The 26,590-nt window shown below is 62.0% G+C and carries 24 protein-coding genes; 9 read left to right on the forward strand and 15 right to left on the reverse strand.

All coding sequences use genetic code 11. The features are described 5' to 3' along the window. Nucleotides 1–24: 24 nt before the first annotated feature. Together HX875_RS00920 and HX875_RS00925 are read right to left on the reverse strand one after the other, a co-directional pair. Entirely contained in the window at nucleotides 25–618 is a 594-nt protein-coding gene (locus HX875_RS00920) for a putative adenosine monophosphate-protein transferase Fic (RefSeq protein ID WP_177040947.1), read from the reverse strand. Next, on the reverse strand, nucleotides 618–788 hold the full coding sequence (locus HX875_RS00925) for a YhfG family protein (RefSeq protein ID WP_003213201.1): 171 nt from the start codon (nucleotides 786–788) through the stop codon (nucleotides 618–620). Before HX875_RS00925 ends, HX875_RS00920 begins: the two co-directional genes overlap by 1 nt. Nucleotides 789–997: 209 nt before the next feature. Here HX875_RS00925 and HX875_RS00930 point away from each other — a divergent pair, with 209 nt between their 5' ends. Together HX875_RS00930 and HX875_RS00935 are read left to right on the forward strand one after the other, a co-directional pair. Further along, nucleotides 998–2,935 (forward strand): RecQ family ATP-dependent DNA helicase, encoded by a 1,938-nt coding sequence (locus HX875_RS00930; protein ID WP_177040949.1) that lies wholly within the window; start codon nucleotides 998–1,000, stop codon nucleotides 2,933–2,935. Between the two features lie 23 nt (nucleotides 2,936–2,958). After that, a complete protein-coding gene (locus HX875_RS00935) occupies nucleotides 2,959–3,390 on the forward strand; it encodes an acyl-CoA thioesterase (RefSeq protein WP_177040950.1) in 432 nt (143 codons plus the stop codon). Nucleotides 3,391–3,521: 131 nt separating this feature from the next. Here HX875_RS00935 and HX875_RS00940 read toward each other — a convergent pair whose 3' ends face one another. The 4 genes from HX875_RS00940 to HX875_RS00955 form a co-directional block, all read right to left on the reverse strand. Next, nucleotides 3,522–4,001 carry a glycine zipper domain-containing protein gene (locus HX875_RS00940; protein ID WP_076018173.1) on the reverse strand — a complete coding sequence of 160 codons (480 nt, stop codon included), beginning with the start codon at nucleotides 3,999–4,001 and terminating at the stop codon, nucleotides 3,522–3,524. 325 nt (nucleotides 4,002–4,326) lie between these two features. Next, nucleotides 4,327–6,675 carry an FdhF/YdeP family oxidoreductase gene (locus HX875_RS00945; protein WP_177040952.1) on the reverse strand — a complete coding sequence of 783 codons (2,349 nt, stop codon included), beginning with the start codon at nucleotides 6,673–6,675 and terminating at the stop codon, nucleotides 4,327–4,329. Further along, nucleotides 6,672–7,511, reverse strand: a complete 840-nt coding sequence (gene fdhD / locus HX875_RS00950) for a formate dehydrogenase accessory sulfurtransferase FdhD (protein ID WP_177040954.1) — start codon at nucleotides 7,509–7,511, stop codon at nucleotides 6,672–6,674. Before fdhD ends, HX875_RS00945 begins: the two co-directional genes overlap by 4 nt. Nucleotides 7,512–7,606: 95 nt before the next feature. Next, complete coding sequence (locus HX875_RS00955; protein ID WP_017478126.1) at nucleotides 7,607–8,494, reverse strand: LysR family transcriptional regulator; 888 nt, start codon at nucleotides 8,492–8,494, stop codon at nucleotides 7,607–7,609. A 163-nt stretch (nucleotides 8,495–8,657) separates the two neighbouring features. Between HX875_RS00955 and lysM the strand changes: the two genes are divergently transcribed. Then, the gene (gene lysM / locus HX875_RS00960) at nucleotides 8,658–9,098 is read left to right on the forward strand and encodes a peptidoglycan-binding protein LysM (RefSeq protein ID WP_010168967.1); all 441 of its coding nucleotides are present in this window, start codon (nucleotides 8,658–8,660) and stop codon (nucleotides 9,096–9,098) included. A gap of 92 nt (nucleotides 9,099–9,190) precedes the next feature. Here the strand turns inward: lysM and yrfG are convergent, their stop codons facing one another. After that, nucleotides 9,191–9,853 (reverse strand): GMP/IMP nucleotidase, encoded by a 663-nt coding sequence (gene yrfG, locus HX875_RS00965; RefSeq protein ID WP_177040956.1) that lies wholly within the window; start codon nucleotides 9,851–9,853, stop codon nucleotides 9,191–9,193. 87 nt (nucleotides 9,854–9,940) lie between these two features. Between yrfG and nudE the strand changes: the two genes are divergently transcribed. Together nudE and cysQ are read left to right on the forward strand one after the other, a co-directional pair. Next, a complete protein-coding gene (gene nudE, locus HX875_RS00970) occupies nucleotides 9,941–10,507 on the forward strand; it encodes an ADP compounds hydrolase NudE (RefSeq protein ID WP_177040958.1) in 567 nt (188 codons plus the stop codon). Next, entirely contained in the window at nucleotides 10,504–11,340 is an 837-nt protein-coding gene (gene cysQ, locus HX875_RS00975) for a 3'(2'),5'-bisphosphate nucleotidase CysQ (RefSeq protein WP_177040960.1), read from the forward strand. The genes nudE and cysQ overlap by 4 nt, the downstream gene beginning before the upstream one ends. A 160-nt stretch (nucleotides 11,341–11,500) precedes the next feature. On the opposite strand, the gene HX875_RS00980 is transcribed toward cysQ, so the two are convergent. Genes HX875_RS00980 through rfbB form a run of 7 tightly spaced genes read right to left on the reverse strand, consistent with a single transcriptional unit; the run spans nucleotide 11,501 to nucleotide 18,585 of the window. Next, entirely contained in the window at nucleotides 11,501–11,956 is a 456-nt protein-coding gene (locus HX875_RS00980; RefSeq protein WP_177040962.1) for a YiiD C-terminal domain-containing protein, read from the reverse strand. Between the two features lie 27 nt (nucleotides 11,957–11,983). Next, nucleotides 11,984–13,369, reverse strand: a complete 1,386-nt coding sequence (locus tag HX875_RS00985) for a sigma-54-dependent transcriptional regulator (protein WP_177040964.1) — start codon at nucleotides 13,367–13,369, stop codon at nucleotides 11,984–11,986. Further along, nucleotides 13,366–15,174, reverse strand: a complete 1,809-nt coding sequence (locus HX875_RS00990) for a sensor histidine kinase (protein ID WP_177040966.1) — start codon at nucleotides 15,172–15,174, stop codon at nucleotides 13,366–13,368. The genes HX875_RS00985 and HX875_RS00990 overlap by 4 nt, the downstream gene beginning before the upstream one ends. A gap of 36 nt (nucleotides 15,175–15,210) precedes the next feature. Next, complete coding sequence (rfbD, locus tag HX875_RS00995) at nucleotides 15,211–16,092, reverse strand: dTDP-4-dehydrorhamnose reductase (RefSeq protein WP_177040968.1); 882 nt, start codon at nucleotides 16,090–16,092, stop codon at nucleotides 15,211–15,213. Further along, nucleotides 16,089–16,634: a dTDP-4-dehydrorhamnose 3,5-epimerase gene (rfbC, locus tag HX875_RS01000; RefSeq protein WP_177040969.1), complete on the reverse strand. Its 546-nt coding sequence runs from the start codon at nucleotides 16,632–16,634 to the stop codon at nucleotides 16,089–16,091. The genes rfbD and rfbC overlap by 4 nt, the downstream gene beginning before the upstream one ends. Then, nucleotides 16,631–17,506 (reverse strand): glucose-1-phosphate thymidylyltransferase RfbA, encoded by an 876-nt coding sequence (gene rfbA, locus HX875_RS01005; protein WP_177040970.1) that lies wholly within the window; start codon nucleotides 17,504–17,506, stop codon nucleotides 16,631–16,633. Before rfbA ends, rfbC begins: the two co-directional genes overlap by 4 nt. After that, complete coding sequence (gene rfbB, locus HX875_RS01010; protein WP_177040973.1) at nucleotides 17,503–18,585, reverse strand: dTDP-glucose 4,6-dehydratase; 1,083 nt, start codon at nucleotides 18,583–18,585, stop codon at nucleotides 17,503–17,505. The genes rfbA and rfbB overlap by 4 nt, the downstream gene beginning before the upstream one ends. A gap of 178 nt (nucleotides 18,586–18,763) precedes the next feature. On the opposite strand from rfbB, the gene HX875_RS01015 reads away from it, so the two are divergent. From HX875_RS01015 to HX875_RS01025, 3 genes are all read left to right on the forward strand, one after another. Beyond that, the gene (locus HX875_RS01015) at nucleotides 18,764–21,673 is read left to right on the forward strand and encodes an aminotransferase (protein ID WP_177040975.1); all 2,910 of its coding nucleotides are present in this window, start codon (nucleotides 18,764–18,766) and stop codon (nucleotides 21,671–21,673) included. A gap of 137 nt (nucleotides 21,674–21,810) precedes the next feature. Then, a complete protein-coding gene (gene aguA, locus HX875_RS01020; RefSeq protein ID WP_177040977.1) occupies nucleotides 21,811–22,917 on the forward strand; it encodes an agmatine deiminase in 1,107 nt (368 codons plus the stop codon). Nucleotides 22,918–23,160: 243 nt separating this feature from the next. Continuing rightward, nucleotides 23,161–23,373, forward strand: coding sequence for a hypothetical protein (locus HX875_RS01025; protein WP_177040979.1), 213 nt, complete (start codon nucleotides 23,161–23,163; stop codon nucleotides 23,371–23,373). Between the two features lie 179 nt (nucleotides 23,374–23,552). Here HX875_RS01025 and HX875_RS01030 read toward each other — a convergent pair whose 3' ends face one another. Further along, the gene (locus HX875_RS01030) at nucleotides 23,553–25,625 is read right to left on the reverse strand and encodes a TonB-dependent receptor (RefSeq protein ID WP_177040981.1); all 2,073 of its coding nucleotides are present in this window, start codon (nucleotides 25,623–25,625) and stop codon (nucleotides 23,553–23,555) included. Nucleotides 25,626–25,852: 227 nt separating this feature from the next. Here HX875_RS01030 and HX875_RS01035 point away from each other — a divergent pair, with 227 nt between their 5' ends. After that, nucleotides 25,853–26,560 (forward strand): DsbA family protein, encoded by a 708-nt coding sequence (locus HX875_RS01035; RefSeq protein WP_177040983.1) that lies wholly within the window; start codon nucleotides 25,853–25,855, stop codon nucleotides 26,558–26,560. Nucleotides 26,561–26,590 lie beyond the last annotated feature (30 nt).

Below are 26,590 nucleotides of genomic sequence, written 5' to 3' on the forward strand. Positions count from 1 at the left end.
GTTACCAGCTTTAACGATCAGGGGCTAGCGCGGCGTACTGATACACCGCTCAAAAATCGCCTCCAACCCCCGGTAATCACACGCCACCGCATCAATATTCGCCGGTATCCACGCCGCATTCTTCACCAACCACCAATTCACCGAAAATCCGGCGTTGACGATGATCTGCTCGAACAGAATCCGTTGCGCCCGGCCATTGCCTTCGCGAAACGGGTGGATCACGTTGAGGTCGCCATAAGCCTCGGCGATTTGCGTCACCAACTCGGCCTGGGTAGCCCCAACGAACCAGTTGGCCTGGGCCACGTGCTGGATGATTTTCGCGGCTTCGGGCGGTATACGCTCCGGTGTGCAAAACAGCGTGTCGCCTTTCTGGATATTGACCGTGCGCAGCTCACCGGCCCATTCGTAGATGTCGCCGAACAGGGTGCGGTGGATGTGTTGCAGGCGTTCAAGGTCGTAAGGCGGGGGATACAGCGGCAGGCTGCCTACGGCAATTTCAGACAGTTCCCGCTCGGCCTGATGCAGGCGCTCTTCGTCGAACAAATCCAGGCGGTTACGCAGGACGCTGCTACCGGGGTAGCAGTACGGGTCCTGGCCCACGCCGTATTTGTCGAGCATCAGCGTGGGGTGTTGCGGTACTTGGCGAGGACGGCTTCGCGGGTCGGCAGGGGTTTGTCGACGTCGGCGGGCTGGGTGTCGAACCCTTCCAGGCGCAGGCTGGCCAGGTAGTTGGATCGGCGGATCTTGTCGTAGTGATCCTGCTTTTGCTCAAACGTCAGTTCGGCCATGACAGCGTCCTCTCGGTGCGAAGCTTGATTGTAGCGCAATGGGTTTGCAGATGCGTCCTGCGCGAGGTTGGAACGTTTCCTACTGGTGCCTACTCCATTGCCCAGGCTGTGTATCATCCTGACTCTTTTTAACTTGCGACCTTTCTCGATTCGCTGAATGCGCTGGTCTATGTTTTGGGCTCGTTCAGCGGTCAATGGAGTGACAGCTTATGCACAACACCCTCCAACAGGTCTTTGGTTATCCACAGTTTCGTTTGGGTCAGGAAGCGGCGGTCAGCGCGATTCTGGCAGGCCGTTCGGCGGCGGCGATTTTCCCCACCGGTTCCGGCAAGTCCCTTTGCTATCAACTTTCCGCCGTGTTGCTGCCGCATTTGACGCTCGTGGTGTCGCCGTTGCTGGCGTTGATGCAGGACCAGTTGGGTTTCTTGCAGCGCCACGGTATTTCGGCGGGCAGCATCGACTCGGCCCAGAGCCGCGATGATGCCAATGACGTCATGGCCCGGGCGCGTTCGGGCGAGCTGAAAATCCTGATGGTCTCCGTGGAGCGTTTGAAGAACGAGCGTTTCCGCAATTTCCTGCAAAGCGTACCGATCTCGCTGCTGGTGGTGGACGAGGCTCACTGTATTTCCGAATGGGGCCACAACTTTCGCCCGGATTACCTGAAGCTGCCGGACTACCAGCGCCAGTTCCGTATCCCACAGGCGTTGTTGCTGACGGCTACCGCCACGCCCAAGGTGATCGCCGACATGCAGGCCAAGTTCGCCATTGCGCCGGACGATGTGATCACCACGGGCTTCTACCGCTCCAATCTCAACCTGCTGGTGGAGCCCGTCGCTGGCCAGGACAAGCGTCGGCGGCTGGTGGCATGGATGAAGGAGCGGGCCAATCAGCCGAGCATCGTCTACGTCACCCTGCAGAAAACCGCCGAACATATCGCCGAGCATCTGAATCGCAACGGTATCCAGGCCGAGGCCTACCACGCGGGCCTGGCGCACGATAAGCGTGAGGGCATCCAGAGGCGATTCATGGGCGGCCAGTCCAACTGCATCGTCGCCACCATCGCCTTTGGCATGGGCATCGACAAGAGCGACATTCGCAACGTGGTGCACTTCGACTTGCCCAAGTCCATCGAGAACTACAGCCAGGAAATCGGTCGCGCCGGGCGTGACGGGCAGCCTTCCGACTGCCTGGTTCTGGCGAATCGCGACAGCCTGAATATTCTGGAAAACTTTGTGTACGGCGACACGCCGGAACAGGAAGGTGTTCGCCGCGTGCTTGAGGAGATACAGGCATCCCGTGGTGACGGGCAGTGGGAGTTCCTGCTCCGCTCGCTTTCGGACCAGAGCAACATCCGCGAACTGCCGCTGAAGACCTTGCTGGTACAGCTTGAGCTCAAGGGCGTGATCGCGCCGCGCTATGCGTTTTACGCTGAGTACCGCTTCAAGTACCTGATTGAGCCAGAAGCCTTGCTCGCGCGTTTTTCCGGCGAGCGGCAGCAGTTTGTCGCGGCGATTATCCAGGTCTGCAAACGCGCGAAAACCTGGGCGACGGTGGATTTCGATGCGCTGTATCAGCAGCATCAAGCCGAGCGCAACCGTGTGGTGAAGGCCCTGGATTACTTCCAGGAACAGGGCCTGATCGAGATGGAAAGCAAGCAGATGACCGAGGTTTACAGCTTGCTCAATACCGACTTTGATCCACAGGTGCTGAGCACAGAGTTATACACAGGCTTCAAGCAGCACGAGGTGACGGAAGTGGCGCGGATTCACGCCATGCTGGATTTGTTCGCCACAGAGCAGTGCCTGGGTTACCGCCTGGCGCACTATTTCGGCGATGAAAATGCGCCCCGGCAATGCGGGCATTGTTCGGTGTGTCACGGTAATGTCGCTCACTTGCCGCCGCCGCCAAGCCTGCCGCCGCTTGTGGATAAAAACTTCCAGGCGCTGTGCGGTGATTTTATCCACAGGCATCATGAGTACAACGGTCACTTGCCGGGCGCTGAGCGCTTGACGCGGTTCCTGGGCGGGATCAGCGTGCCGTTGTTTACCAAGCTGAAGGCGAAGAGCATTCCAGGCTTCGCCGCGCTTGAGGAATATCCCTACGCCGAGGTGCGTGAATGGGCTGAAGCTCATTTGGACGACCTGTAAATCAACTGACCCGAGATTTGTCCATGTCCGACTCAATGCCACAGCGCGCCGACTACCGTCACTTCCAGCCGATCATCACGCGCTGGCACGACAACGATGTGTATGGCCATGTGAATAACGTCACCTACTACAGCTTCTTCGATACAGCGGTGAACACCTACCTGATCGAGCAGGGCGGGTTGGATATTCATGACGGCGAAGTGGTGGGGTTCGTGGTGAGTTCGGCGTGTGACTACTTCGCCTCGATCGCTTTTCCGGAGCGCATCGAGATAGGCCTGCGGGTGGGCAAGTTGGGCAACAGTTCGGTGCAGTATGAGTTGGCGGTGTTCAAGGCTGGCGAAGACGACGCCTGTGCCGCGGGGAGGTTTGTGCATGTGTTCGTGGATCGGGCGTCGAACCAGCCGGTGACGATTCCAGAAGCGCTGCGAGGTGCCTTGCAGCGCTTGGTGGCCTAACGCCGCTTATGTGGGAGCTGGCTTGCCTGCGATAGCATCGCCGCGATTTGGCTGATCACCGAGGCGACTGCATCGCCGGCAAGCCAGCTCCCACACTATTTTGCTGCGTTTTCCGGAAGGTATTTCAAGTCTTACCGGTGGCGATAGTGATGCTTGTTCTTGCGATGCCCATAAGCATGGCCGCGCCCGCGATGGTCGTCGCGGTCATAACGGCGGTTGTCGCGCCCGCGGTAACGACGGTCATCGTCATCGCTCTTGTTGCCCATGTAGTTGCCCAGCGCGCCACCGGCGCCACCGCCGGCTGCTGCGCCGATCAGGCTGCCGGTGCTGCCGCCGACACTGCGGCCCACCACGTTGCCACCGGCTGCGCCCAACGCGCCGCCAATCGCGGCTTCGCCACGGCTGCGTTTGTCTGCACCAACCGCACTGCCGCCTGCGCCGCCGAGGGCTGCACCGATGGCCGAACCGGTGTTACCGCCCAACTGCTGGCCTACGACCGAACCTAAAACCCCGCCCAATGCGCCGCCCACACCGGCTTCGGTGGTGCCACCGGCCATGGCTGCGCCACTGACCAGGCCAAGGGACAACAAGAGAATCGAGGAGAACTTCATAGAGGAACCTCAAGAGGATGACGGCGCGATCCTGAGGTTGTACCGAGGCGGAAACAATCGAAACCCGACCAATGGTATGGGTTGTATACAATTCTATAAGTTGCTGTTTTGTATGGGGAACTTAAGTGATTTTTGCGAGTCTTTAACTACTTCGGAACGGCCGCTTTTATGCAAAAGCGGCCTTTTTTGTGCCCGTAAAAAACTCGGGTGCTGTTTGTGGCGAGGGAGCTTGCTCCCGTTGGGCTGCGCAGCGGCCCCGAAATTTTTACGGGCGCTCCGCACCCGAACGGGAGCAAGCTCCCTCGCCACATTAAGAAGGTGTGGCTTAGGCCGACTTCGCCATGATCAAGCCAGTCGCACTCGCTGCTTCCAACCGAATCGCCACGAATTTCGAGGTTGGCGTATGGCTGCCATCCCCGGTGCTCTCCAGCGGCACCAGCGGGTTCACTTCCGGGTAATAAGCCGCAGCTTGTCCTGCCGGAATATCAAACGCCAGCAAGGTAAAGCCCTTCACCCGACGTTCGCGGCCGTCATCCCAGATCGACACGATGTCGGCCTTCTGCCCCGGCTTGAAGCCCAGGCGGATGATGTCGGCTTCGTTGACGAACAGCACATCCCGCTGCCCCTTTACCCCGCGATAGCGATCGTCCAGGCCATAGATGGTGGTGTTGTACTGATCGTGGGAGCGCATCGACTGCATGATCAGGTCCGGCAGTTGCCCGGTGTTGCGGGTGCGTTCGTGCACCAGGTCCTTGGGCAGGATGTTCGGGCGGAAGTTGGCGCGGCCCGACGGGGTGTTCCAGCGGCGTGCGCCAGCCGAGTTACCCAGGTAGAAACCGCCCGGGTTTTTCAGGCGTTCGTTGAAGTCCTTGAAACCCGGAATGGTGTCGGCGATCAGGTCGCGAATGCGATCGTAATCGGCTACCAGCCAATTCCAGTCCACCGGCTTGCTGCCCAGGGTGGCGGCGGCAATGCCAGCAAGAATCGCAGGCTCGGATTTCATCTGTTTCGACAGCGGCTGCAACTGCCCATTGGAGGCGTGGACCATGCTGAACGAGTCTTCCACGGTCACCGCTTGCGGGCCTTCGGCCTGGATGTCGATGTCGGTGCGGCCCAGGCATGGCAGGATCAGCGCGTCCTTGCCGTGCATCAGGTGGCTGCGGTTGAGCTTGGTGCTGATCTGCACGGTCAGGTCGCAATTGCGCAGGGCTTCGAAGGTGCGCGGGCTGTCCGGCGTGGCTTGGGCGAAGTTGCCGCCCAGGCCGATAAACACTTTGGAGCGGCCTTCGAGCATGGCGTGGATGGCTTCCACCACGTTATGGCCGTTTTCCCGCGGTACCTGGAACTGGAAGCGACGTTCCAGGGAGTCAAGGAACGCCACCGGTGGCCGTTCGTTGATGCCCATGGTGCGGTCGCCCTGCACGTTGCTGTGGCCACGCACCGGGCACAGGCCGGCGCCCGGGCGTCCGATATTGCCGCGCAGCAGCATCAGGTTGGCGATTTCCTGGATGGTCGGCACCGAATGGCGATGCTGGGTGATGCCCATCGCCCAGCACATGATCACGTTCTTGCCTTTGGCGTACATGCGCGCCGCTTGCTCGATCTCCACCAGGGTCAGGCCGGACTGCTCGACGATTTCATCCCAGGAGGTGTCGTCGATCTTGCCCAGGTAATCCAGCACGTTGGTGGTGTGTTCGTTGAGGAAGTCGTGGTCGAACACGGCTTCTTTGCCTTCGGCCTGGGCCTGGCGTTCCCACAGCAGCAGGAACTTGGCCATGCCGCGCAGGATGGCCATGTCGCCACCCAGCGCCGGGCGGAAGTAGGCGGTGTTGGTCGGCTTGTCGCCGTTGGTGAGCATTTCCAGCGGGTGTTGCGGGTGCTGGAAGCGTTCCAGGCCACGCTCTTTGAGCGGGTTGATGCACACCACCTGGGCGCCGCGTTTTACCGCTTCGCGCAGTGGCTCCAGCATCCGTGGGTGGTTGGTGCCGGGGTTCTGGCCCCAGACGAAAATCGCGTCCGCATGCTCGAAGTCATCGAAGGTCACGGTGCCTTTGCCCACGCCCACGCTTTGCGCCAGGGCCACGCCGCTGGCTTCGTGGCACATGTTCGAGCAGTCCGGGAAGTTGTTGGTGCCGTAAGAGCGCACGAACAGTTGATACAGGTAAGCCGCCTCGTTGCTGGCCCGGCCCGAGGTATAGAACTCGGCCATGTCCGGGTTTGGCAGTGCGTTGAGGTGCTTGCCGATCAGGTCGAACGCCGACTCCCAGCTGATGGGCTTGTAGCGGTCGGTTTCGGCGTCGTAGCTCATTGGCTCGGTCAGGCGGCCCTGATACTCCAGCCAGTAGTCGCTCTGCTCCAGCAGTGCGCTGACGCTGTGCTTGGCGAAGAACGCTGCGTCGACCCGGCGCTTGGTGGCTTCCCAGTTGACCGCCTTGGCGCCGTTCTCGCAGAACTTGACCATGCCGCTTTCCGGTGAGTCGCCCCAGGCGCAGCCCGGGCAGTCGAAACCGCCGTTCTGGTTGGTCTTGAGCATCATGCGGATGTTTTTCAGCGCGTTGTCGCTGGTCAGCCAGGCTTGCGCCACGCTGATCAGTGCGCCCCAGCCACCGGCCGGGCCTTTGTAGGGCTTGTAGCGCGGGGTGGGTTTATCGTCGGCTTGATGATGATTGCTCACGCTTGATTCTCCATCGCAGGGCTGTAGACCCGCGGCGCACTTTTCTGCGGCAGGTGGATGAGATTGAGGTTGTGCCGGCGGGCCCATTGCAGGGCCAGGCCGGTGGGCGACGACAGGCTGACCAGGGTCTGGATGCCTGCGCGCAGGACTTTCTGGATCAACTCGAGGCTGCAGCGACTGGTAACAATCGCCAGGCCGCCGTCGGTCGGAATCTTTTGGCGGATCAGCGCGCCGATCAGCTTGTCGAGGGCGTTATGCCGGCCGATGTCTTCACGGCCCAGCAGCAATTCGCCCTGGTTGTTCATGAACACCGCCGCATGCACCGCGCCGCTGTACTGGCCCAGGGGTTGGAGCGCGCTGATGCGCTGGCGCAGGCCATCCAGCCATTCGGCAGGCGGCAGGGGCGCGCCGGGCAGCACCTTGAGGTTGGGCAGCGCCTGTTCCACGGCCTCTACCCCGCACAGTCCACAGCCGCTGGTGCCAGCCAGTTGCCGGCGCTGCTGCTTCATATTCCAGAACGCGCGGCTGGAGATCTGTACCTGAGCGTATTGAGTTGAACCCGATCCGCTGATTTTCAGGTCATAAATGTCGCTAACGTCTTCGATAATGCCGCTACCGACGCTGAAGCCGACAATAAAGTCTTCAAGGTCGGTGGGCGTTACCAGCATCACCGCCTGGCTGATGTCGTTATAGGCAATCGCCAACGCAACTTCCTCGGCGAGCGCGGTGCTGGCCGATTCGGTGTGTTCGAGGTTACAAAACTGGTAGCTCTGGCTGGCGGCGGGCGCGGGCGTTTCGAGGGCAGGCGCCGCGCAGACTGGGCGCTGGGCGTTCATTGGGCATTACCACCGGGAGTATTCAGCTCTAAGACTAGGCGCGACAAAGGGTCGCGTCTAATCGTCAGTACTGATCTATCGATAGATGACGTCGATCAAGGTTCCAGCAGCGATTTCTGGTACAGCGCAAAACAGGCTTCGGCCAATGCCGAACGCGGTGCACTGCGACGCATGATCAGCCCCAGGCGGGCCAGAGTGTGAGCGTCTTCAATGGGTTGCAGGCGCAGGTGCTCGGTGAGGGCGTCGAGGCCGCCGTCCAGTGGCATCACCGCGCAGCACAGGCCGCCGTGCACGGCTTGTAACAATTGATGGACGGCATCGGTCTGCAACAGCGGCTGCGGGTTGAGGCCGCGGCTGTGGAAGTTGTGGTCGATGGACTGGCGAAAGTGCATGCCGCTGGTGAGCATGCCCAGGGGCAGCTCGATCAGCGCTTCCCAGCTCAGGGGCTTGTCGCCGAAGCTGAAGAACCGTTGGTCGTACAGCAGGCCCATGCGGGTTTCGCCCAAGGCCAGGGAGTCGAAACGCTCGGCGTCCAGGCGCTCGAGGTACGACACACCGAGGTCCAGGCGGTTGCTCGCCAGTTGTTCGAGGATTTGCTCGGAGCTTAACGCGGACAGCTCAAAGCGCAGGCTCGGGTGCTCTTTATGCAGCTTCTGCATCAATGCCAGCGGATCGAAGCTCGACAACGGCACCACGCCCAGGCGCAGCGTACCCACCAGGTTGCCCCGACAGGCGGCGGCCTCGGCCTGCAAGCCGTCGTACGCCGCCAGCACCGTGCGTGCCCAGGCCAACACGCGCTCACCCGGAGCGGTAAAGCCTTCGAAGCGCTGGCCGCGATTGACCAGTGGCAGTTGCAGCTCTTCTTCCAGGCTGCGCAGGCGCATCGACAGGGTCGGCTGGGTGATATGGCAACGCGCGGCGGCCTGGCCGAAGTGACGGGTTTCGTCGAGGGCGATGAGGAATTTCAGCTGCTTGATGTCCATCTTCGCTCCAGGGCGTGGTCCATAGGCGGGGAATTCTAGCGCGTTTGGGGTCGGGGCTCAGGAACCGTAGGAGTTATCCGGTCTTTGGTCGGGCAGGAACCCAATTCTGTGGGACTGGTCTAGTCTTTTGCATCTGGAATTCATATCCCAAGGAGAGCGCACCATGAGTATTTTCAGTTTTGTTAAGGAAGCAGGCGAGAAGTTGATTGATCTGTTGACGCCGGGTAATGCCAACGCGAGCGAGCAGTTGAAAGATCACGTGGCCAAGGTCGGGTTGGGTAATCCCAATGTGCAAACCACCGTTGATGGTGACAAGGTGACCGTGACCGGTGAAGTTGCCAGCCAGGAAGAGAAAGAAAAAATCCTGTTGGCGCTGGGCAACATCGCCGGCGTAGCGAGTGTTGATGACCAGATCACCGTTTCCGGTCCGGTTGTCGCTGCGGCCCGCTTTGTGGTGGTGAAAAAGGGCGACACGCTGAGCGCGATCTCCCTGGCGGTGTATGGCAACGCCAACCAGTACAACAAAATCTTCGAGGCCAACAAGCCGCTGCTGTCCCACCCGGACAAAATCTACCCAGGGCAGACACTGCGTATTCCTGAGTAAGGCTTCATATTGAGTGATGGCAATCGCGGGCAAGCCCGCTCCCACATTTGGAATGCATTCTCCTGTGGGAGCGGGCTTGCCCGCGATGCGATCTAAAGCCCGACAATCAACTCCCGATAGTCCCCAACCGCCGCAAACTCCGCCGTGTCCTTAGGCCCCTTCCGGCTGTCCGGCTCCTTCACCGCCAGCAAGTGCCCCACGCCAAAATCCCTGGCGCTGCGCAAGATCGGCAAGGTGTCATCGATAAACAGGCTGCGGGCCGGGTCGAAGGCGATGTCGGCGCACAGGGCGTCCCAGAACTGTGGGTTTTCCTTGGCAAAACCATAGTCATGGGAGCTGATCAGCCGCTCGAAATAAGGCGCCAACTCGATGCGCTCCAGCTTCAACGACAGCGAATCGCGATGCGCGTTAGTGATCAGGATCACCCGCTTGCCGGCCTGTTTGATCGCCGCCAGGAAGGTATCGGCGTCCGGACGCAAGGCGATCAGGTGGGCGGTTTCCAGCTTGAGTTCACGCACTGGGATCTTGAGTTCGGCGCTCCAGAAATCCAGGCAATACCATTGCAACTGTCCGGCGTTACGCTCGAACAGCGGCTGCAGCTCCATCTCGGCCATGGCCCGGCTCACGCCATGCAGCTCGGCGTAGCGCTGGGGCAGGTGCTCCATCCAGAAATGGTTGTCGAAGTGCAGGTCGAGCAAGGTGCCGTCCATGTCCAGCAGGACGGTGTCGATGGCGTGCCAGGGCAGTGGAGGCATAAAGAACACTCATGTAAGAAAAGATATCCGACACAGACAATCGGAAAAGCCACGGTATAGTAACCCGATCACGCCAAGGAGCCGCTCATGCGCCAGAAACCCACCGTCCTCGCCCGCGAAATAGTCGCCAGTAGCCGTTTGTTCCGCGTGGAGGAAGTGCAATTGCGCTTTTCCAATGGCGTGGAGCGGACCTACGAACGCCTGGTGGGCAGGGGGGCCGGTTACGGCGCGGTGATGATCGTGGCGATGATCGACTCGGACCATGCGCTGCTGATTGAAGAATATTGCGGCGGCACTGACGAGTACGAACTGTCATTGCCCAAGGGCCTCATCGAGCCGGGTGAGGATGTGTTGGCGGCCGCGGACCGGGAGCTCAAGGAAGAAGCTGGTTACGGCGCCCGCCAGTTGGAACACATCACCGAACTGTCGCTGTCCCCCGGCTACATGAGCCAGAAAATCCAGGTGGTACTGGCCACCGAGCTGTACGAAGAGCGCCTGGAAGGCGACGAGCCGGAGCCGATGCGCGTTGACCGGGTCAACCTGCGGGAGCTTTCGCAGTTGGCGCAAAACGAGCAGTTCAGCGAGGGCCGTGCCTTGGCCGCGCTGTATCTGGTACGTGACCTGCTGACTCAACGAGGAGCGTTCCAGCCATGAGCGAACTGTTCCTGGGTCACCCGTTTATTGCCCCCGTGATTGAATTGGCCCGCCAGGCCGGCGAGGTCATCCTGCCGTACTGGCGTGCCGACGTGGCCGTGACCACCAAGACCGATGATTCGCCGGTCACTGCCGCCGACCTGGCCGCCCATCACCTGATCCTCGCCGGGCTCACCGCCCTGGATCCGAGCATTCCGGTGCTGTCTGAAGAAGACGCGGACATTGACCAGAGCGTGCGCGCCGGTTGGCAGCGCTGGTGGCTGGTGGACCCGCTGGACGGCACCAAGGAGTTCATCTCCGGCAGCGAGGAGTTCACCGTCAACATTGCCTTGATCGAACAGGGTCGCGTGGTGTTCGGCGTGGTATCGATACCCACCAGCGGCCGTTGCTACTTCGGCGGTGCCGGGCTTGGCGCCTGGCGCTCCGATGTGAGTGAGCCGCCCAAGCAGATTCAGGTACGCCGGACACCTGCGGCGGGCGAGGCGTTTACCGTGGTTGCCAGCCGTCGGCACAGCAGCCCGGAGCAGGAGCGTTTGCTGGCCGGTTTGAGTGTGGGATTGGGCGAGTTGAAGCTGGCCAATATCGGCAGCTCGTTGAAGTTTTGCCTGTTGGCTGAAGGCAGCGCCGATTGCTACCCGCGCCTGGCGCCGACCTCGCAGTGGGACACCGCTGCGGCACAGGGTGTGTTGGAAGGGGCGGGCGGTGAAGTGCTGGAGCTGGATGGGCAGCCGTTCAGTTACCCGGCTCGGGCGTCGCTATTAAATCCGTTCTTCCTGGCGTTGCCGGCTAAAGCGGAGTGGCGCGAGCGGTTGCTGACCCTGGCCCGTTCCTGAAGCCAGGCGCCCCGTAGCAGCTGTCGAGCGCCAGCGAGGCTGCGGTGGCAGCACCGCTGTAATCACGGCTGGCGCAGGACCGAGTTGCGCCCGACGCAGCCTCGCTGGCGCTCGACAGCTGCTACGGGGCGGGCGTTATACGGGGCGGGGGTTATGATTGTTAGCGGTGCAGCACGTACTGGCCAGTGAAGGCCACGGCCCGCTCTTCACTGCCCTCATTGACAATCCACGTCTCCAGCGCCAACCGCGCCCGGCCATAACGCTTATACGTCGCTAAAAAACGCTTCCACACCTTCTCATCTGGTGCCTGGCAAACCGCCGTCGCATCAGTAGTCACCGGCAGCGGGTAACTGATCTGCCCTTCCTGAATCACGATGTGCCCGTCTTCAATCCCTTCCTCACGCAACTGCAGATGCAGCCAACCCCAGCCCGCCAGCACGGCACCGCAGTAGAGGCTGCCGCCAAACATGGTGCTCTTGTGGTTGATGTTGGCGTCCAGCGGCAAGCGCAGTTGCAGTTGTCGGTCCTGCCAGTCGATTACCTTGAGGCCCATTTCCCGGGTCAGGGGAATGTCGTGGTGAAGGATCGATTCCAGGTAACGGCTATCGCGACTCATGGTGGCCTCGTGGCAGGTGGAAAAGGGTCATTCGTCGTCAGCGTGACTGTTGCCGCTGTCGGCGAAGTTCAGCCCGTGCTTGCGCAGTTTGTCGTGCAGGGTTTTACGCGGCACGCCCAGTGCTTCGGCAAGGCTGCGCATGGAGTTGTGGGGGCGCGTCAGTTCAGCGGCGATCAGGCTTTTTTCAAACTGTTCGACCTGTTCGCTCAAGCCGCCGGGCGTGCTGGTGAGGATGCCGGTCGAAGGGTTGTCCGGGGTGCTGTCCAGCGCCAGTTCCAGGCCCAGGGCGAAGCGCTCGGCGGCGTTTTGCAGTTCGCGCACGTTGCCCGGCCAGCTGTGGCGTAACAGCAGCGCGCGTTGGCCCGGTTGCAACTCTTTCATCGGTAGGCCGTGGCGGGTGCTGGCTTCGTCGGCAAAGTGCTGGAACAGCATCAGCGCGTCCTCACCCCGTTCGCGCAGTGGCGGAATGCGCAGGGGCGCGACGTTGAGGCGATAGTACAAGTCAGCCCGGAAGCGCCCCTGGTCGGCGGACTGGCGCAGGTCTTCCTTGGTGGCGGCGATGATGCGGATATCCAGCGGGATCAACTGATTGCCCCCAAGACGTTCCACCACGCGTTCCTGCAACAGCCGTAGCAGTTTGACCTGCACATCCAGGCTCATGCTTTCGATTTCATCCAGAAACAGCGTGCCGCCATTGGCGAATTCGAATTTGCCGATGCGCCGCTTCTGGGCGCCGGTAAAGGCCCCCGGCTCGTGACCGAACAACTCGCTTTCCACCACCGACTCGGCCAGGGCGCCGGCGTTGATCGCCACAAACGGGCCGGTGCGGCGGTTCGACAGGTCGTGCAGCGCACGCGCCACCACCTCTTTGCCGGCGCCGGTCTCGCCGAGGATCAGCACGTCGGCCTTGGTCGCCGCCAGTGCGCCGATTTGCTCGCGCAGGCGCAGCATCTGCGGTGAGTGCCCCACCAGGCGCGTGCTCAATTGCTGGCGGTCGCTCAAGGCCAGGCGCAGGCTGCGGTTGTCCAGCACCAGGCGGCGCAGGGCGAGGGCACGGCGCACGCTGTCGAGCAGGGCGTCGCTGGCGAAGGGTTTTTCCAGGAAGTCGTAGGCGCCGGTCCGCATGGCCTGCACCGCCAACGGCACGTCGCCGTGGCCGGTGATCAGCAGCACCGGCAGCTCCGGGTCTTGCGCGTGGAGTTCCCTCAGCAGCTCCAGGCCATCCATGCCGGGCATACGGATGTCACTCACCACCACGCCCGGCCAATCCCGGGACAGGCGTGCGGTCAGGCCCTGGGCTTCGCCGAGGGTCAGGACCTTCAGCCCGGCCAGGTCCAGGGTCTGGCACAGGGCCTGACGCAGGTGTGGATCATCGTCGATCAACACCACCTGAATCTGGTTATCGATACTCATACACTGCGGTCCTCGGACGGTTGCAGACTGACACCCGGTGCTCCGGCGCGCAGTTTCAAGGTTAACAGCGCGCCACCTTCCTTGTGGTTGGCGAACAACAGTTCACCGCCAAAGGCGCGCATCAGGGTGTCGCAGATCGCCAGGCCCAACCCCAGGCCCTGGGTGCGGGTCTTGGTGGTGTAGAAGGGTTCGCTGGCGCGGCCCAGGGCTTCCATGCAGAACCCCGGACCGTTGTCGCGAATGTACAGGTTGACGCCCTGTTCGGTGGTCTGGGCACTCAACCAGAGTTTGCGCGGCGGGCCTTTTTCGGTCAGGGCGTCGAGGGCGTTGGCCAGCAGGTTGCCCAGCACCTGGCGCAGGCGGGTTTCGCCGGCTGCGACCCACAAGGTGGCCTCGGGTAAATCGCGGATCAACTCGACCTCCATGGACCGCCTGCGCTTGGCCAGCAGCGCCAGCGCATCGTCCAGCGCCGGTTGCAGTGCCACGCTTTCCGGCGCGTGCCGGTCGCGCCGGGCGAAGGCACGCAAGTGGGCGATGATCGAGGCCATGCGCCCGGTCAATTCGCTGATCAACTTGAGGTTGCCACGAGCGTCGTCGGTGCGCTCATGGTCGAGCAGGATTTCGGCGTTTTCCGCGTAGCTTCGAATCGCTGCCAGCGGCTGATTGAGCTCGTGGCTGATGCTCGCCGACATGGTGCCCAGCGCCGACAACTTGCCGGCCTGCACCAGGTCATCCTGGGCGCGTACCAGTTCCTGCTGGGCATGTTCGCGCTCCAGTACTTCCTGTTTCAGGCGCCGGTTGAGGCCTTCCAGGTCGCTGGTGCGTTCGATCACGCGCATTTCCAGCTCACGGCGGGCCTTGGCTTCGAAGGCGATGCGCTCCAGGTAGTGGCGACGGCGCTGCATCATCAGGCCGAGCAACAGCATCAGCACCAGCAAGGTGGCGCCACCCACGGCAACCACGGTGCGCACCGGGCGGCTGATCAAGGTGCGCGGGGCGAGAATCTCGACCTTCCAGCCGGTCTCGGCGATGTCGGTGGCCTGGCGCACCCAAGCCGTGGCACTGAGGTTCAGCGGCTGCGGGTCGCGGGTCGGGTAGGGCTGGATGGCGATGATGGCTCGGCGTTCTTCGTCGGTCAGGGGCCGGGTGGCGCGGAATCGCCATTGCGGGCGCGACGTGAGGATCACCACGCCGTTGTGGTCGGTCACCAGCAGTTGTTCCGGTGTGTTGCCCCACAGGCTTTCGGTGTGGTCCAGGTCGACCTTCACCACCAGCACGCCGATGATGGTGTCGCCATCGCGCACGGCGGCGGCGAAGAAGTAGCCGCGTTTGGCCGAGGTGGTGCCCAGCCCGAAGAAGCGCCCCAGGCGCCCGGCCATGGCTTCGCTGAAGTAGGGGCGAAAGGAAAAATTACGCCCGACGAAGCTGTCCTGTTTGTCCCAGTTGGACGCCGCGAGGGTCTTGCCGGTGGTGTCCATCAGGTACATCACTTCCACCCCGGCCTGGGCGGCGACGTCCTTGAGCAGGTGGTTGGCGTTGACCAGGTTGGTGCTGACCTGGGGCGCGTCGATGGCGGTGCGCAGTGCCGGCAGGTCGCCGAGGATCTGCGGCAACACTTCGTAGCGGTGCAGGGTGCCCAGCAGGTTGGCGACGTACAGGTCCAGCGTCTGGCGGTTCTGCCCGGCCAGTTCGCTGCGGTAATAGCGCTCGGCCAAGTGCTCCAGCGGCCACAACAGCGGCGCCAGGCACAGCGCCAGCAGGGCCAGGCTGCGCCAGCGGGGTCTTCGCGGAAGGGGTGGAGTCATGGGAATCGTGCGCCTGTGGGTACAGGCGCATTATGCCTACGCCTGCTCGGCAAGACACTCGCGCAATGCGTCGTGCCACTGCGGCTGCGATACGTGCCACTGTTGTTGCAGGCGGCTGCAATCGAGGCGTGAGTTCAGCGGACGCTTGGCGGGTGTCGGATAGGCGCTGGAGGGAATCGCCTCCAGCTCTGCGCAAGCTTTGCCTTGGGCCCGCAATTGCTCGCCGATTGCCTGTGCAAAACCGAACCACGAGGTCTCGCCCTGGGCGGTCAGGTGGTAGACCCCCCAATCCCCGGCCTGGCCCGCTTGCCAGCGTTCGATCAGGGCTCGGGTGCTGTTGGCGATGGTGCCGGCCCAGGTTGGCGCGCCGATCTGGTCGGCGACGATGCGCATCTGCGGCTTTTCCTGCAGCAGGCGTTGCATGGTCAGCAGGAAGTTTTTGCCGTGGGTCGAGTAGACCCAGCTGGTGCGCAGAATCAGGTGCTCACCGCCGACCGCGGCGATTGCCTGTTCACCGGCCAGCTTGCTTGCGCCATACACGCCCAACGGGTGGGTGGCGTCGTCCTCGTTGTAGGGCGCGGCCTTGCTGCCGTCGAACACATAGTCGGTGGAATAGTGGATCAGCGGAATGCCCAGTGCCTTGGCTTCCTCGGCGAAGACGCCGGGGGCGGTGGCGTTGATGGCGAAGGCCGCCTCCGGCTCGCTTTCGGCCTGATCGACGGCGGTGTGTGCGGCGGCGTTGATGATCAGGCCCGGGCGGTGGGCACGCACTTGCTGGCGGATCTGCTCGGGCTGCGCCAGGTCAAGCTGGTCGCGGCCCAGCACGATCAACTCACCCAAGCCCTGGAGGCGCTGTTGCAGCTCCCGGGAGACCTGGCCGTGTTGGCCGCTGATGAGGATTTTCAGAGGCAAGCTCATGGGAACAGGTCGGCCTCTTGCAGGCTTTTGCCGGCCTGATCCTTGGCGGACAGTTGCGGCGCCTCGGTCAGCTCCCAGTCGATGGCCAGCGTCGGGTCGTTCCAGAGGATGCTGCGCTCGGCGCTCGGCTGGTAGTAATCAGTGGTCTTGTAGAGGAATTCTGCGTAGTCGCTCAGCACCACAAACCCATGGGCGAAACCTTCCGGCACCCACAGTTGGCGGTGGTTGTCGGCGGAAAGCCGCACACCCACCCATTGCCCGAAGTTGGGTGAGCTGCGGCGAATGTCTACGGCCACATCCAGCACTTCGCCGGCGGTGACGCGCACCAGTTTGCCCTGGGTATGTTCGAGCTGGTAGTGCAGGCCGCGCAGCACACCTTTCTGCGAGCGCGAGTGGTTGTCCTGCACGAAGTCACGCTTGAGCCCGGTGGCCTCTTCGAAGGCGCGGGCGTTGAAGCTTTCGTAGAAAAAACCGCGCTCGTCGCCGAACACTTTCGGTTCGATGATCAGTACGCCCGGCAGCGAGGTGTCGGTGACCTTCATTTTTGCTCCCCGGCCAGTGAGTACAGGTATTGGCCGTAGCCGGTCTTGCCAAAGTATTTGGCCCGTTCCAGCAAATGGTCGCGATCGATCCAGCCGTTCTCGTAGGCGATTTCTTCCAGGCATGCCACTTTCAAACCCTGGCGGTGCTCGATGGTCTGCACATACGTCGAGGCTTCCAGCAGGCTGTCGTGGGTGCCGGTGTCGAGCCAGGCGAAACCACGGCCGAAGCGTTCCACATGCAGGTCGCCACGCTGGAGGTAGGCGTTGTTGACGTCGGTGATTTCCAGCTCGCCACGTGGCGATGGCTTGACGGCCTTGGCGATCTTGATCACGTCGTTATCGTAGAAATACAGCCCGGTCACCGCGTAGCTGGACTTTGGCTTGGCCGGTTTTTCCTCGATGGAAAGCGCGCGGCCCTCGCTGTCGAAATCGATCACGCCGAAACGCTCCGGGTCCTTGACCCAGTAGCCGAACACGGTGGCGCCGGATGGGCGCTCGGCGGCGGTGCGCAACTGGTCGCCGAAATGCTGGCCGTGGAAGATGTTGTCGCCCAGGATCAGGCACACCGGGTCATCACCGATGAACTCTTCACCAATCAGAAACGCCTGGGCCAGGCCGTCCGGAGACGGTTGTTCGGCATAGGTGAAACGCACGCCAAACTGGCTGCCGTCACCCAGCAGGTTACGGTACTGCGGCAGGTCCACCGGGGTGGAAATCACCAGGATGTCCTTGATCCCGGCCAGCATCAGCACCGAAATCGGGTAGTAGATCATCGGCTTGTCGTACACCGGCAACAGCTGCTTGGAAACGCCCAGGGTAATGGGGTGCAAACGGGTGCCGGAGCCACCGGCCAATACGATTCCCTTCATCATGCGATCAGATCCTTAAAGTCGGTGTTGCCCAGTCGTTCACCTTGATAACTGCCGTCCTGGACCCTGCGGCACCATTCCAGGTTATCGAGGTACCACTGCACGGTTTTGCGCAGGCCGGTTTCAAAGGTTTCTTCGGGCACCCAGCCCAGCTCGCGTTCGATCTTGCTGGCGTCGATCGCGTAGCGCTGGTCGTGGCCCGGGCGATCCTTGACGAAGGTGATCAGGTCGGTGAATTTTTCGACGCCCGCCGGGCGCTGTGGCGCCAGCTCTTCCAGCAGGCCGCAGATGCTGCGCACTACGTCGATATTCTTCTGCTCGTTGTGGCCGCCGATGTTGTAGGTCTCGCCCACCACACCTTCAGTCACCACTTTGAACAGCGCACGGGCGTGGTCTTCGACGAACAGCCAGTCGCGCACCTGCAGGCCATCGCCATACACCGGCAGCGGTTTACCGGCCAGGGCGTTGAGGATCACCAGCGGGATCAGCTTCTCGGGGAAGTGGAACGGCCCGTAGTTGTTCGAACAGTTTGTCAGCAGCACCGGCAGGCCGTAAGTACGCTGCCAGGCACGGACCAGGTGATCGGACGCAGCTTTGCTGGCCGAGTAAGGTGAGCTGGGCGCGTAAGGCGTGGTCTCGGTGAAAAGGTCATTGACGCCGTGCAGGTCGCCGTACACTTCATCCGTGGAGATGTGGTGGAAGCGGAAGGCGCTTTTGGCCGGCTCTTCCAGCTTTTGCCAATAGCCGCGTGCGGCCTCCAGCAGGCTGTAGGTACCGACGATATTGGTCTGGATAAAATCCGACGGGCCGTCGATGGACCGGTCCACGTGGGACTCGGCCGCCAGGTGCATGATCGCGTGCGGCTCAAAGCGCGCCAGCACGGCGCTGACGGTGGCCTGGTCGATGATGTCGGCCTGGACGAACTCATAGCGGCTATTGGTCGCGATGCTGGTCAGCGACTCAAGGTTGCCTGCGTAGGTCAGTTTGTCCAGGTTGAGCACTTCGTGCCCGGTGTGTTGAATCAGGTGCCGGATCAGAGCTGAGCCGATGAATCCGGCGCCGCCAGTGATGAGAATGCGCATGTCGGAGGCCCTTTTCCTTAGACAGACATTAAGCGAATGGAGCATAGCTTGAGTTGTGAAGCCAGGTGGTGCAAGGGGACACCATCAGATTGACGGCACCGGGTGGGGCCTGGGGGTTGCGTAACCCCCTTCAACAATGGCGATATAAGCGTCTGATAAAAACACCAGGGGTCGTCACATGTTGCTCGCCACGTTGATTCATCGCGCCAGTCTGCCATGCCCGCAAGTCGGACCGGACCCTGCGGCGCGGCTACTGGAGCAGCATTACGACCTCGGTGGCACGCTAAAGTCCCTGGGCAGCCAGCAAGACCTCAACTACCGCATCGACAGTGACCGAGGCCGTTTTGTGCTGAAAATCTGCCGGGGCGACTATGCCGCCGTCGAGCTGCAGGCCCAGCACGCCGCCCTGAAGCATTTGCAGGAACATTCGGATGTGCGGGTGCCCAAGGTTATCTCGGCCCTTGGCGGCGAAGACCTGCTGACCGAAACCGTCGCCGGGCACACCGTGCACCTGCGGCTGCTGGACTACATCGACGGCCAGCCGCTGACCCATGTCCCACATCTGGGCCGTGAAGTGATCGCAGGCTTCGGCGAACTCTGCGGGCGGATGAGCCTGGCGCTGGCCGGCTTCGAGCATCCGGGCCTGGAACGCACCCTGCAATGGGACCCGCGCCATGCCCTTGAGCTGATCACCCATCTGCTGTCGACCCTTGAAAACCTGCCGCAGCGGGCGGCGCTGGAGCAAGTGGCCGAGCAGGTGGCGCTCCGGGTGCCGCCGTTGGCTGATCGACTGCCGTGGCAAGCCGTGCACATGGATATCACCGATGACAACGTGGTGTGGCAGCGCGATGCCCAGCGGCATTGGCAGGTCCAGGGCGTGATCGACTTCGGCGACCTGGTGCGTACCTGGCGCATTGCCGACCTGTCGGTGACTTGCGCGGCACTGCTGCACCATGCCGAGGGCGATCCGTTCGCCATTCTGCCGGCGATCCAGGCGTGCCACGCGATCACTCCGTTGCAGCACGAAGAGTTGCAGGTGCTATGGCCGCTGATCGTCGCGCGGGCTGCGGTGTTGGTGCTGAGCAGTGAGCAGCAGCAGAGGCTGGACCCGGATAACACCTACCTGTTGAAGAACGCCGAGCATGAGTGGGAAATCTTCCACGTAGCCACCTCGGTGCCTTTTGAGTTGATGGAGGCGGCGATCCTGGGCTGCGTCGGTGCCAAGTTGCCGCCTATTGCCGGCGAAGGCTTTGCGCCGTTGTTGCCGGGGCTGGTTGGGCGTGAGTTCGCGCTGATTGACCTGGGCGTGCTCAGCCCGCATTTCGAGGCCGGTAATTGGGAGCAGGAGGGCATTGATCGCCGCCTGCTGGAACAAGCGGCTGTGGTCCATGGCCTGGCAGCCAGCCGTTATGGCCAGTATCGACTGTCCCGGACCCAGCCCGACAGCGCCGTCGAACCCGAGACTTTCCCGCTTCATGTAGAGCTGCACATGCCCCTGGGCGCCACGGTGGAAGCACCGTTCGCCGGTACCTTGCGCTGCGCCGCCGACGGCCTGCTATGCCTGCACAGTGCGCAGTTAAGCGTTCGATTGTGGGGCGTGAACGCCTTGTTGCAACACGGCGCCGCGGTGGTAAAAGGCCAAGTGCTCGGCGAAGTTGCCGGCCCGCTGACGGTGCAACTGTGCCGCGCCGAACTCGAGCCGCCGTTGTTCTGCACGCCGTCCCGGGCGGTGGCCTGGCAAGCGTTGTGTCCCTCCCCGGCAACCTTGCTGGGGCTGGCCTGCGACGCCGAGCCGGAACTGGACCCCGAGGCCTTGCTGGCTCGTCGCGATGCCAGCTTCGCCCGCTCGCAGAAGCACTATTACGTTGACCCGCCGCGCATCGAGCGCGGTTGGCGCAATCATCTGATCGACATGCAGGGTCGCTCCTACCTCGACATGCTCAATAACGTCGCGGTGCTCGGCCACGGTCACCCACGCATGGCCCAGGTGGCGGCGCGGCAATGGTCGCTGCTCAACACCAACTCACGCTTTCACTATGCGGCGATTGCCGAGTTCTCCGAGCGTCTGCTGGCCCTGGCGCCGGACTCCATGGACCGGGTGTTCCTGGTCAACAGCGGCACCGAAGCCAATGACCTGGCCATTCGCCTGGCCTGGGCCTACAGCGGCGGGCGCGACATGCTCAGCGTGCTGGAGGCCTATCACGGCTGGTCAGTGGCGGCGGACGCGGTGTCGACCTCGATTGCCGACAACCCCCAGGCCTTGAGCAGCCGCCCGGACTGGGTGCACCCGGTGACCGCGCCGAATACCTATCGCGGCGAGTTCCGCGGGCAGGACAGTGCGCCGGACTACGTACGCAGCGTGGAACATAACCTGGCGAAAATCGCCGCGCAGAACCGCCAACTGGCGGGCTTCATTTGTGAGCCGGTGTACGGCAATGCCGGCGGGATCTCCTTGCCGCCTGGCTATTTGCAGCAGGTATATGCCCTGGTTCGGGCACAGGGCGGCGTGTGCATCGCCGATGAAGTGCAGGTGGGTTATGGCCGCATGGGCCATTTCTTCTGGGGTTTTGAAGAGCAGGGCGTGGTGCCGGACATCATCACCATGGCCAAGGGCATGGGCAACGGCCAGCCATTGGGCGCGGTGATCACCCGCCGGGAAATCGCCGAGGCGCTGGAGGCCGAGGGTTACTTCTTCTCGTCATCAGGCGGCAGCCCGGTGAGTTGCCGCATCGGCATGGCGGTGCTGGATGTGATGGAGGAAGAAAAACTGTGGGAAAACGCCCAGGTGGTAGGCGGGCATTTCAAGGCGCGCTTGGAAGCGTTGGTCGAGCAGCATCCGTTGGTGGGCGCGGTGCATGGTTCCGGGTTTTACCTGGGGCTGGAGTTGGTCCGCGACCGGCAGACCCTGGAACCGGCCACCGAAGAGACCGCGCTGCTGTGTGATCGCCTGCGGGAACTGGGGATCTTCATGCAGCCCACCGGCGACTATCTGAACATCCTCAAGATCAAGCCGCCGATGGTCACTTCCCGGCAAAGCGTGGACTTCTTCGTCGACATGCTGGCGAAGGTGTTGGACGAGTCGCTTTAACCATTTGTCGGGGTAATTCGATTGTTATCGGTAATTGTTCGGTAATTTATGAGTGGTAGATGTAAATCGTCTTTTAAGGTCGATTTTTATCCGATATAAAGGCGTCATGCTCACGCAGCCGTCCCAGGAGATTTTTCATGACCACTTTGCACAGCACCCCCCGCGCCGACGGCTTCCATATGCCTGCCGAATGGGCGCCACAGACCCAGACCTGGATGATCTGGCCCGAGCGCCCGGACAACTGGCGCCTGGGCGGCAAGCCGGCGCAGGCCGCCCACGTGGCGGTGGCCAAGGCCATTGCACGCTTTGAACCGGTGACCGTGGCGGTCTCGGCCAGCCAGTATGAAAACGCCCGGGCGCGCCTGGACGTACCGAATATCCGCCTGGTGGAAATGTCCAGCGACGACGCCTGGGTACGGGATACCGGGCCGACGTTTGTGATCAACAACAGCGGCGAAGTGCGTGGCGTGAACTGGGATTTCAACGCCTGGGGCGGCTTTGATGGCGGCCTGTACTCGCCGTGGAATCGCGATTCCCAGGTGGGCGGCAAGATCCTCGAGATCGAGCGCAGCCCGCGTTATCGCACCGAAGGGTTTGTGCTGGAAGGCGGCTCGATTCACGTCGACGGCGAAGGCACGCTGATCACCACCGAAGAATGCCTGCTCAACCGCAATCGCAACCCGCACCTGCAGCGCGAGGAAATCGAAGCGGTGCTCAGTGCCAACCTGGCTGTGGATAAGATTATCTGGCTGCCGGATGGCCTGTTCAACGACGAAACCGACGGGCATGTGGATAACTTCTGCTGCTACGTGCGCCCGGGCGAAGTGTTGCTGGCCTGGACCGATGACCCGCAAGACCCGAACTACGCACGCTGCCACGCCGCCATGGACGTCCTGCAAAGCAGCACCGACGCCAAGGGCCGCTCGTTCACAGTGCATAAAATGCCGATCCCGGGGCCGCTGTACGCCACCGAGGAAGAATGTGCCGGCGTGGATCCAGTCGACGGCACCCAGGAGCGCAATCCCACCGTGCGGTTGGCCGGTTCCTACGTCAACTTCCTGATCGTCAACGGCGGCATCATCGCGCCGAGCTTCGACGACCCGCTGGACAGCCGCGCCAAGGAGATTTTGCAGAACCTGTTCCCGCAGCACGAAGTGGTGATGGTGCCGGGGCGCGAACTGTTACTGGGGGGCGGCAACATCCACTGCCTGACCCAGCAGCAGCCGGCGCCGCACAAAAACTGAGTGCACTTGTAACAGCCTGATACCCGGTTGAGTGCCAATCGGGTGCGCCGCGGTTTGGGCGCTCACAGCAAGCCCACGGCCCGTCAGGTTCGTGGGCTTTTTTGTGACCATGTGCCGACAAACCGGGCACATTGGCATAGCTCTTGTATCGCTGTTGCGACAGGGAGCGCTTAGTCTGACTAAGCGGTTCTGTCATAAACCTTGAGTAAGTTAGCCGCTCAAGCCGTCGGAGAGAGCGCTGAAATGAATGCCGATATCAACCTTATGTACAAGCGTACGTTCCACCCCTTGCGGGTGAACGGCGACGCGATCCATGCGCTGGCGCTCTGGTTGAAGGCAAACGGTTCGAGGCAGATCAGGACGCCCGACCCGCGCCGGGTGATGAGCGAACGGTACCCGGTGGGGCTGTTCAGCGAGGATGAGGTGCAGGCGTTGTGTGAGTTGATGCAGAACTGAAGGTTGTTTTCAATGTTGCACCGGACTTTGTGGCGAGGGAGCTTGCTCCCGTTGGGGTGCGCAGCAGCCCCAAAACAGATCACCGAGTTCTATCTGGAAAAACACAGTCGCCTTATTTTGGGGGTGCTTCGCACCCCAACGGGAGCAAGCTCCCTCGCCACAGAAAAGTGCGTTGCTGTTTAGAAACTGTACGTTCCGGTAACCACCAGACTACGCGGGTCCCCAAACTGAATCTGCGCCGCACTCGTCGCCGACGCGTAGTACGTCTTGTCGCTGATATTGTTCAGCGCCGCCCTTACATCCCATTCCTTCTGCCGGAACCCGGCCAGTGCATCCCAGCGGCCATAACCCGGTAACAGCACGGTGTTGGCGTTATCCGCATAACGCTCCCCCACCAGCGTCAACCCGGTTTCCGCGTACCAGCCCATCTCCGGTTTCCAGGTGACGAACAGGCTCGCATTACGCTTGGCCACATCGCTGATGCGCTTACCTTCAAAACCGTTGTTGTCCTTCACCACCGTGGCGTCCTGCAGGCCAATGCCACCGCGTACATACCAGTTGCCGATGATCTTGCCGGCAGCGGTCAACTCCACGCCACGGGAGCGCTGCTCGCCGCTGAGCAGGGTGATGGTCGGGTCCAGCGGGTCACGGGTGCGGCGGTTGTAGAGTTCCAGTTCGTACACCGCCAGGGTGGTGCTCAAGCGGTCATCGAGCCAGTCACTCTTGACCCCGATTTCCTTCTGCCTGGTCAGCTCCGGGCTCAGCTCGTTGGCGTTGCCCGCCGCATTGGGCGTGATGCCGATCAGGCCGCCACCGGTGGGCGAGAAGGTCTTGCTCCACGAGGCGTAGAACGAATGGTGTTCCAGCGGCGTCCAGACCAGGCCCACCCGCGGGCTGGTGCTGTGGCTCACGACCTGTTCCGAGGCGTTGGTCAGTTTGTTGGTGGACTCCACATCAAAGCGGTCGTAGCGCAAACCGGCGAGCAGTTGCCACTGATCGTTCAGGCGCAGTTGGTCTTGCACATACACGCCCTGGCTTTGCACTTCGGTGTGGCTGCTGCTGAATGCCGGCAGGCGACCGTTGTGGCGCAGGTCCGGGTTGGGGTTGTACACATCCACGCTCGGCACGGCGGCGAGCGGCGCCCGATAGAGTTTCGGGTCACGGCGCTGGTTGCCCAATTCCACTCCGGTCAGCAAACGATGCTCCAGGCCAAAAGTGCTGAAGCCGCCTTCCAGTTCGACGTTGTTGAGGATGTTGCGTGTGGTCAATTCCTGCTGCCAGCGTTGGCGCCCGACCTTGTTGGTTTTGGGGTCGTAGCTGACGGCGTAGGTGTTATCGAAGTCGCTGTCGAGGGTGAACACGCCCAGGGTATGGCGCAGTTGCCAACTGTCGTTCAACTCATAGGCCAGCCGGGAGCGCAGGGATTGGGACGTGTCGTCGATGTAATCGCGCTTGTCACCATAAGTGGTGCCGCGGCTGACATCCGCCGGCCGCCCATTGACCCCGGGAATGCCACGGTCGGGCGTGCGGTTGTAACGGCTGTATTCGTACTGCACCAGCCAGTTCAGGTCGGGGGTCAGTTGCCAGCTCATGGACGGTGCAAACAGCTGGCGATTGCCGCTGACGCCGTCGCGGAAACTGTTGTTGTCCTGGTTGCCCATGTTCAGGCGCAGGCTGATGTTATCGGTGGGGTCGGTGCTGAGGTCGGCGTACAGGCTGCGCAAATCATTGCTGCCGCCTTGGGCTTCGATGCTGGAGACGCGACCGGCCTGGGGCAGTTTGCTCACGCGGTTGACGATGCCGCCCTGGCCGCCGCGCCCGTACAACACGGCTGCCGGGCCTTTGAGCACTTCGATGCGTTCGATGTTGTGCAGGTCGCGTACGTATTGGCTGTCGTCGCGAATACCGTCCAGATAGAAATCGTTACTGGCGTCGAAACCGCGGATGCGCAGGCTGTCGAACCGCGTGTCGGCGCCGCTGCTGACGTTGGGCACGCCGCTTAAGGCCTGGCCCAGGTCATTGGTGCCGTAGGAACGCAGGCTGTCGGTTTTCACCGAGTCGATGGCCTGGGGCACGTAGCGCACGGGTGTGGCGGTGCGGGTAGCGGTACTGGTTTCCTTGACGCGCGGGTCGTCTTCGTCGGCTTCAGCACTCACGGAAGTTTCCGGCAGGACGGTGGCAGCGCAGGCAAATCCGGCAGACAGCAGTACAGAAAGCCCAAGGGTAATGGGCGTCAGGCGCAGGGCAGGCATCGGGGTGTGTATCCAAAAAGGTTGGCAGGATAAAAGCGCGTTAATGGTAATGCTTACTATTTGCGCAGGTTATCTATTCCTAAGTTGACCCTTCTGAAAAATGTTACGGCATATGTTTTACAGGGATATTCGACCGATTCCCGAAACAGTCTGGGAGCCAATTCGGGGTTTTTCCGAACTGTAGGTAAGACTAATCTGCCGGGCATCAACGTCTATCGGAGCCCGTCATGTCGGCAGCCACGCTTCATTACATTTACGACCCGCTGTGCGGCTGGTGTTACGGCGCCGAGCCGCTGCTGCATGCCGCCCGGGATGTATTGCCTGTCCAGCTGCACGGCGGCGGCATGATGACCGGCGCGAATCGCCAATCTGTCTCGCTGCAGTTGCGTGACTACGTGATGCCCCATGACCGGCGCATTGCCGAGTACACCGGGCAACCGTTTGGCCAGGCGTATTTCGAAGGCTTGCTGCGGGACCACGACGCGGTGTTCGACTCAGCCCCGCCCATCAGCGCGGTGCTGGCCGCAGAAAAAATTGCCGGTCGCGGCCTGGAATTATTGGCGCGTTTGCAAACGGCGCACTACGTCGAAGGTCGCCGAATCGCCGATAACGACGTGCTGCTGACTCTGGCTGAGTCCATCGGTTTGGATCCTCAAGTCTTCAACACAGCCTTCAATGAAATCCAGGGCGCAGAAACCCAGGCTCACATCAAAGACAGCCGCCAATGGCTGGCAAAAATCGGCGGCCAGGGCTTTCCCACCTTGGCCCTGGAGCAGGGCGGCCAACTGCAATTGCTCGACATCAGCCCCTGGCTGGGCAAGCCCCAAGCCTTTGCTGAGTGGCTGAGACAAACAGTCGCAATTTCGATTCCAACCACCCAATCGAGTGCACCAATGTGTGGCCTGCAGGGTTGCGAAGAGCCGAGAAGGGCTTGATAGAGCCTTGCACCATGATGGCTATTTAAT

The organism is Pseudomonas yamanorum, from assembly GCF_013386765.1.
Taxonomy (GTDB): domain Bacteria; phylum Pseudomonadota; class Gammaproteobacteria; order Pseudomonadales; family Pseudomonadaceae; genus Aquipseudomonas; species Aquipseudomonas yamanorum_A.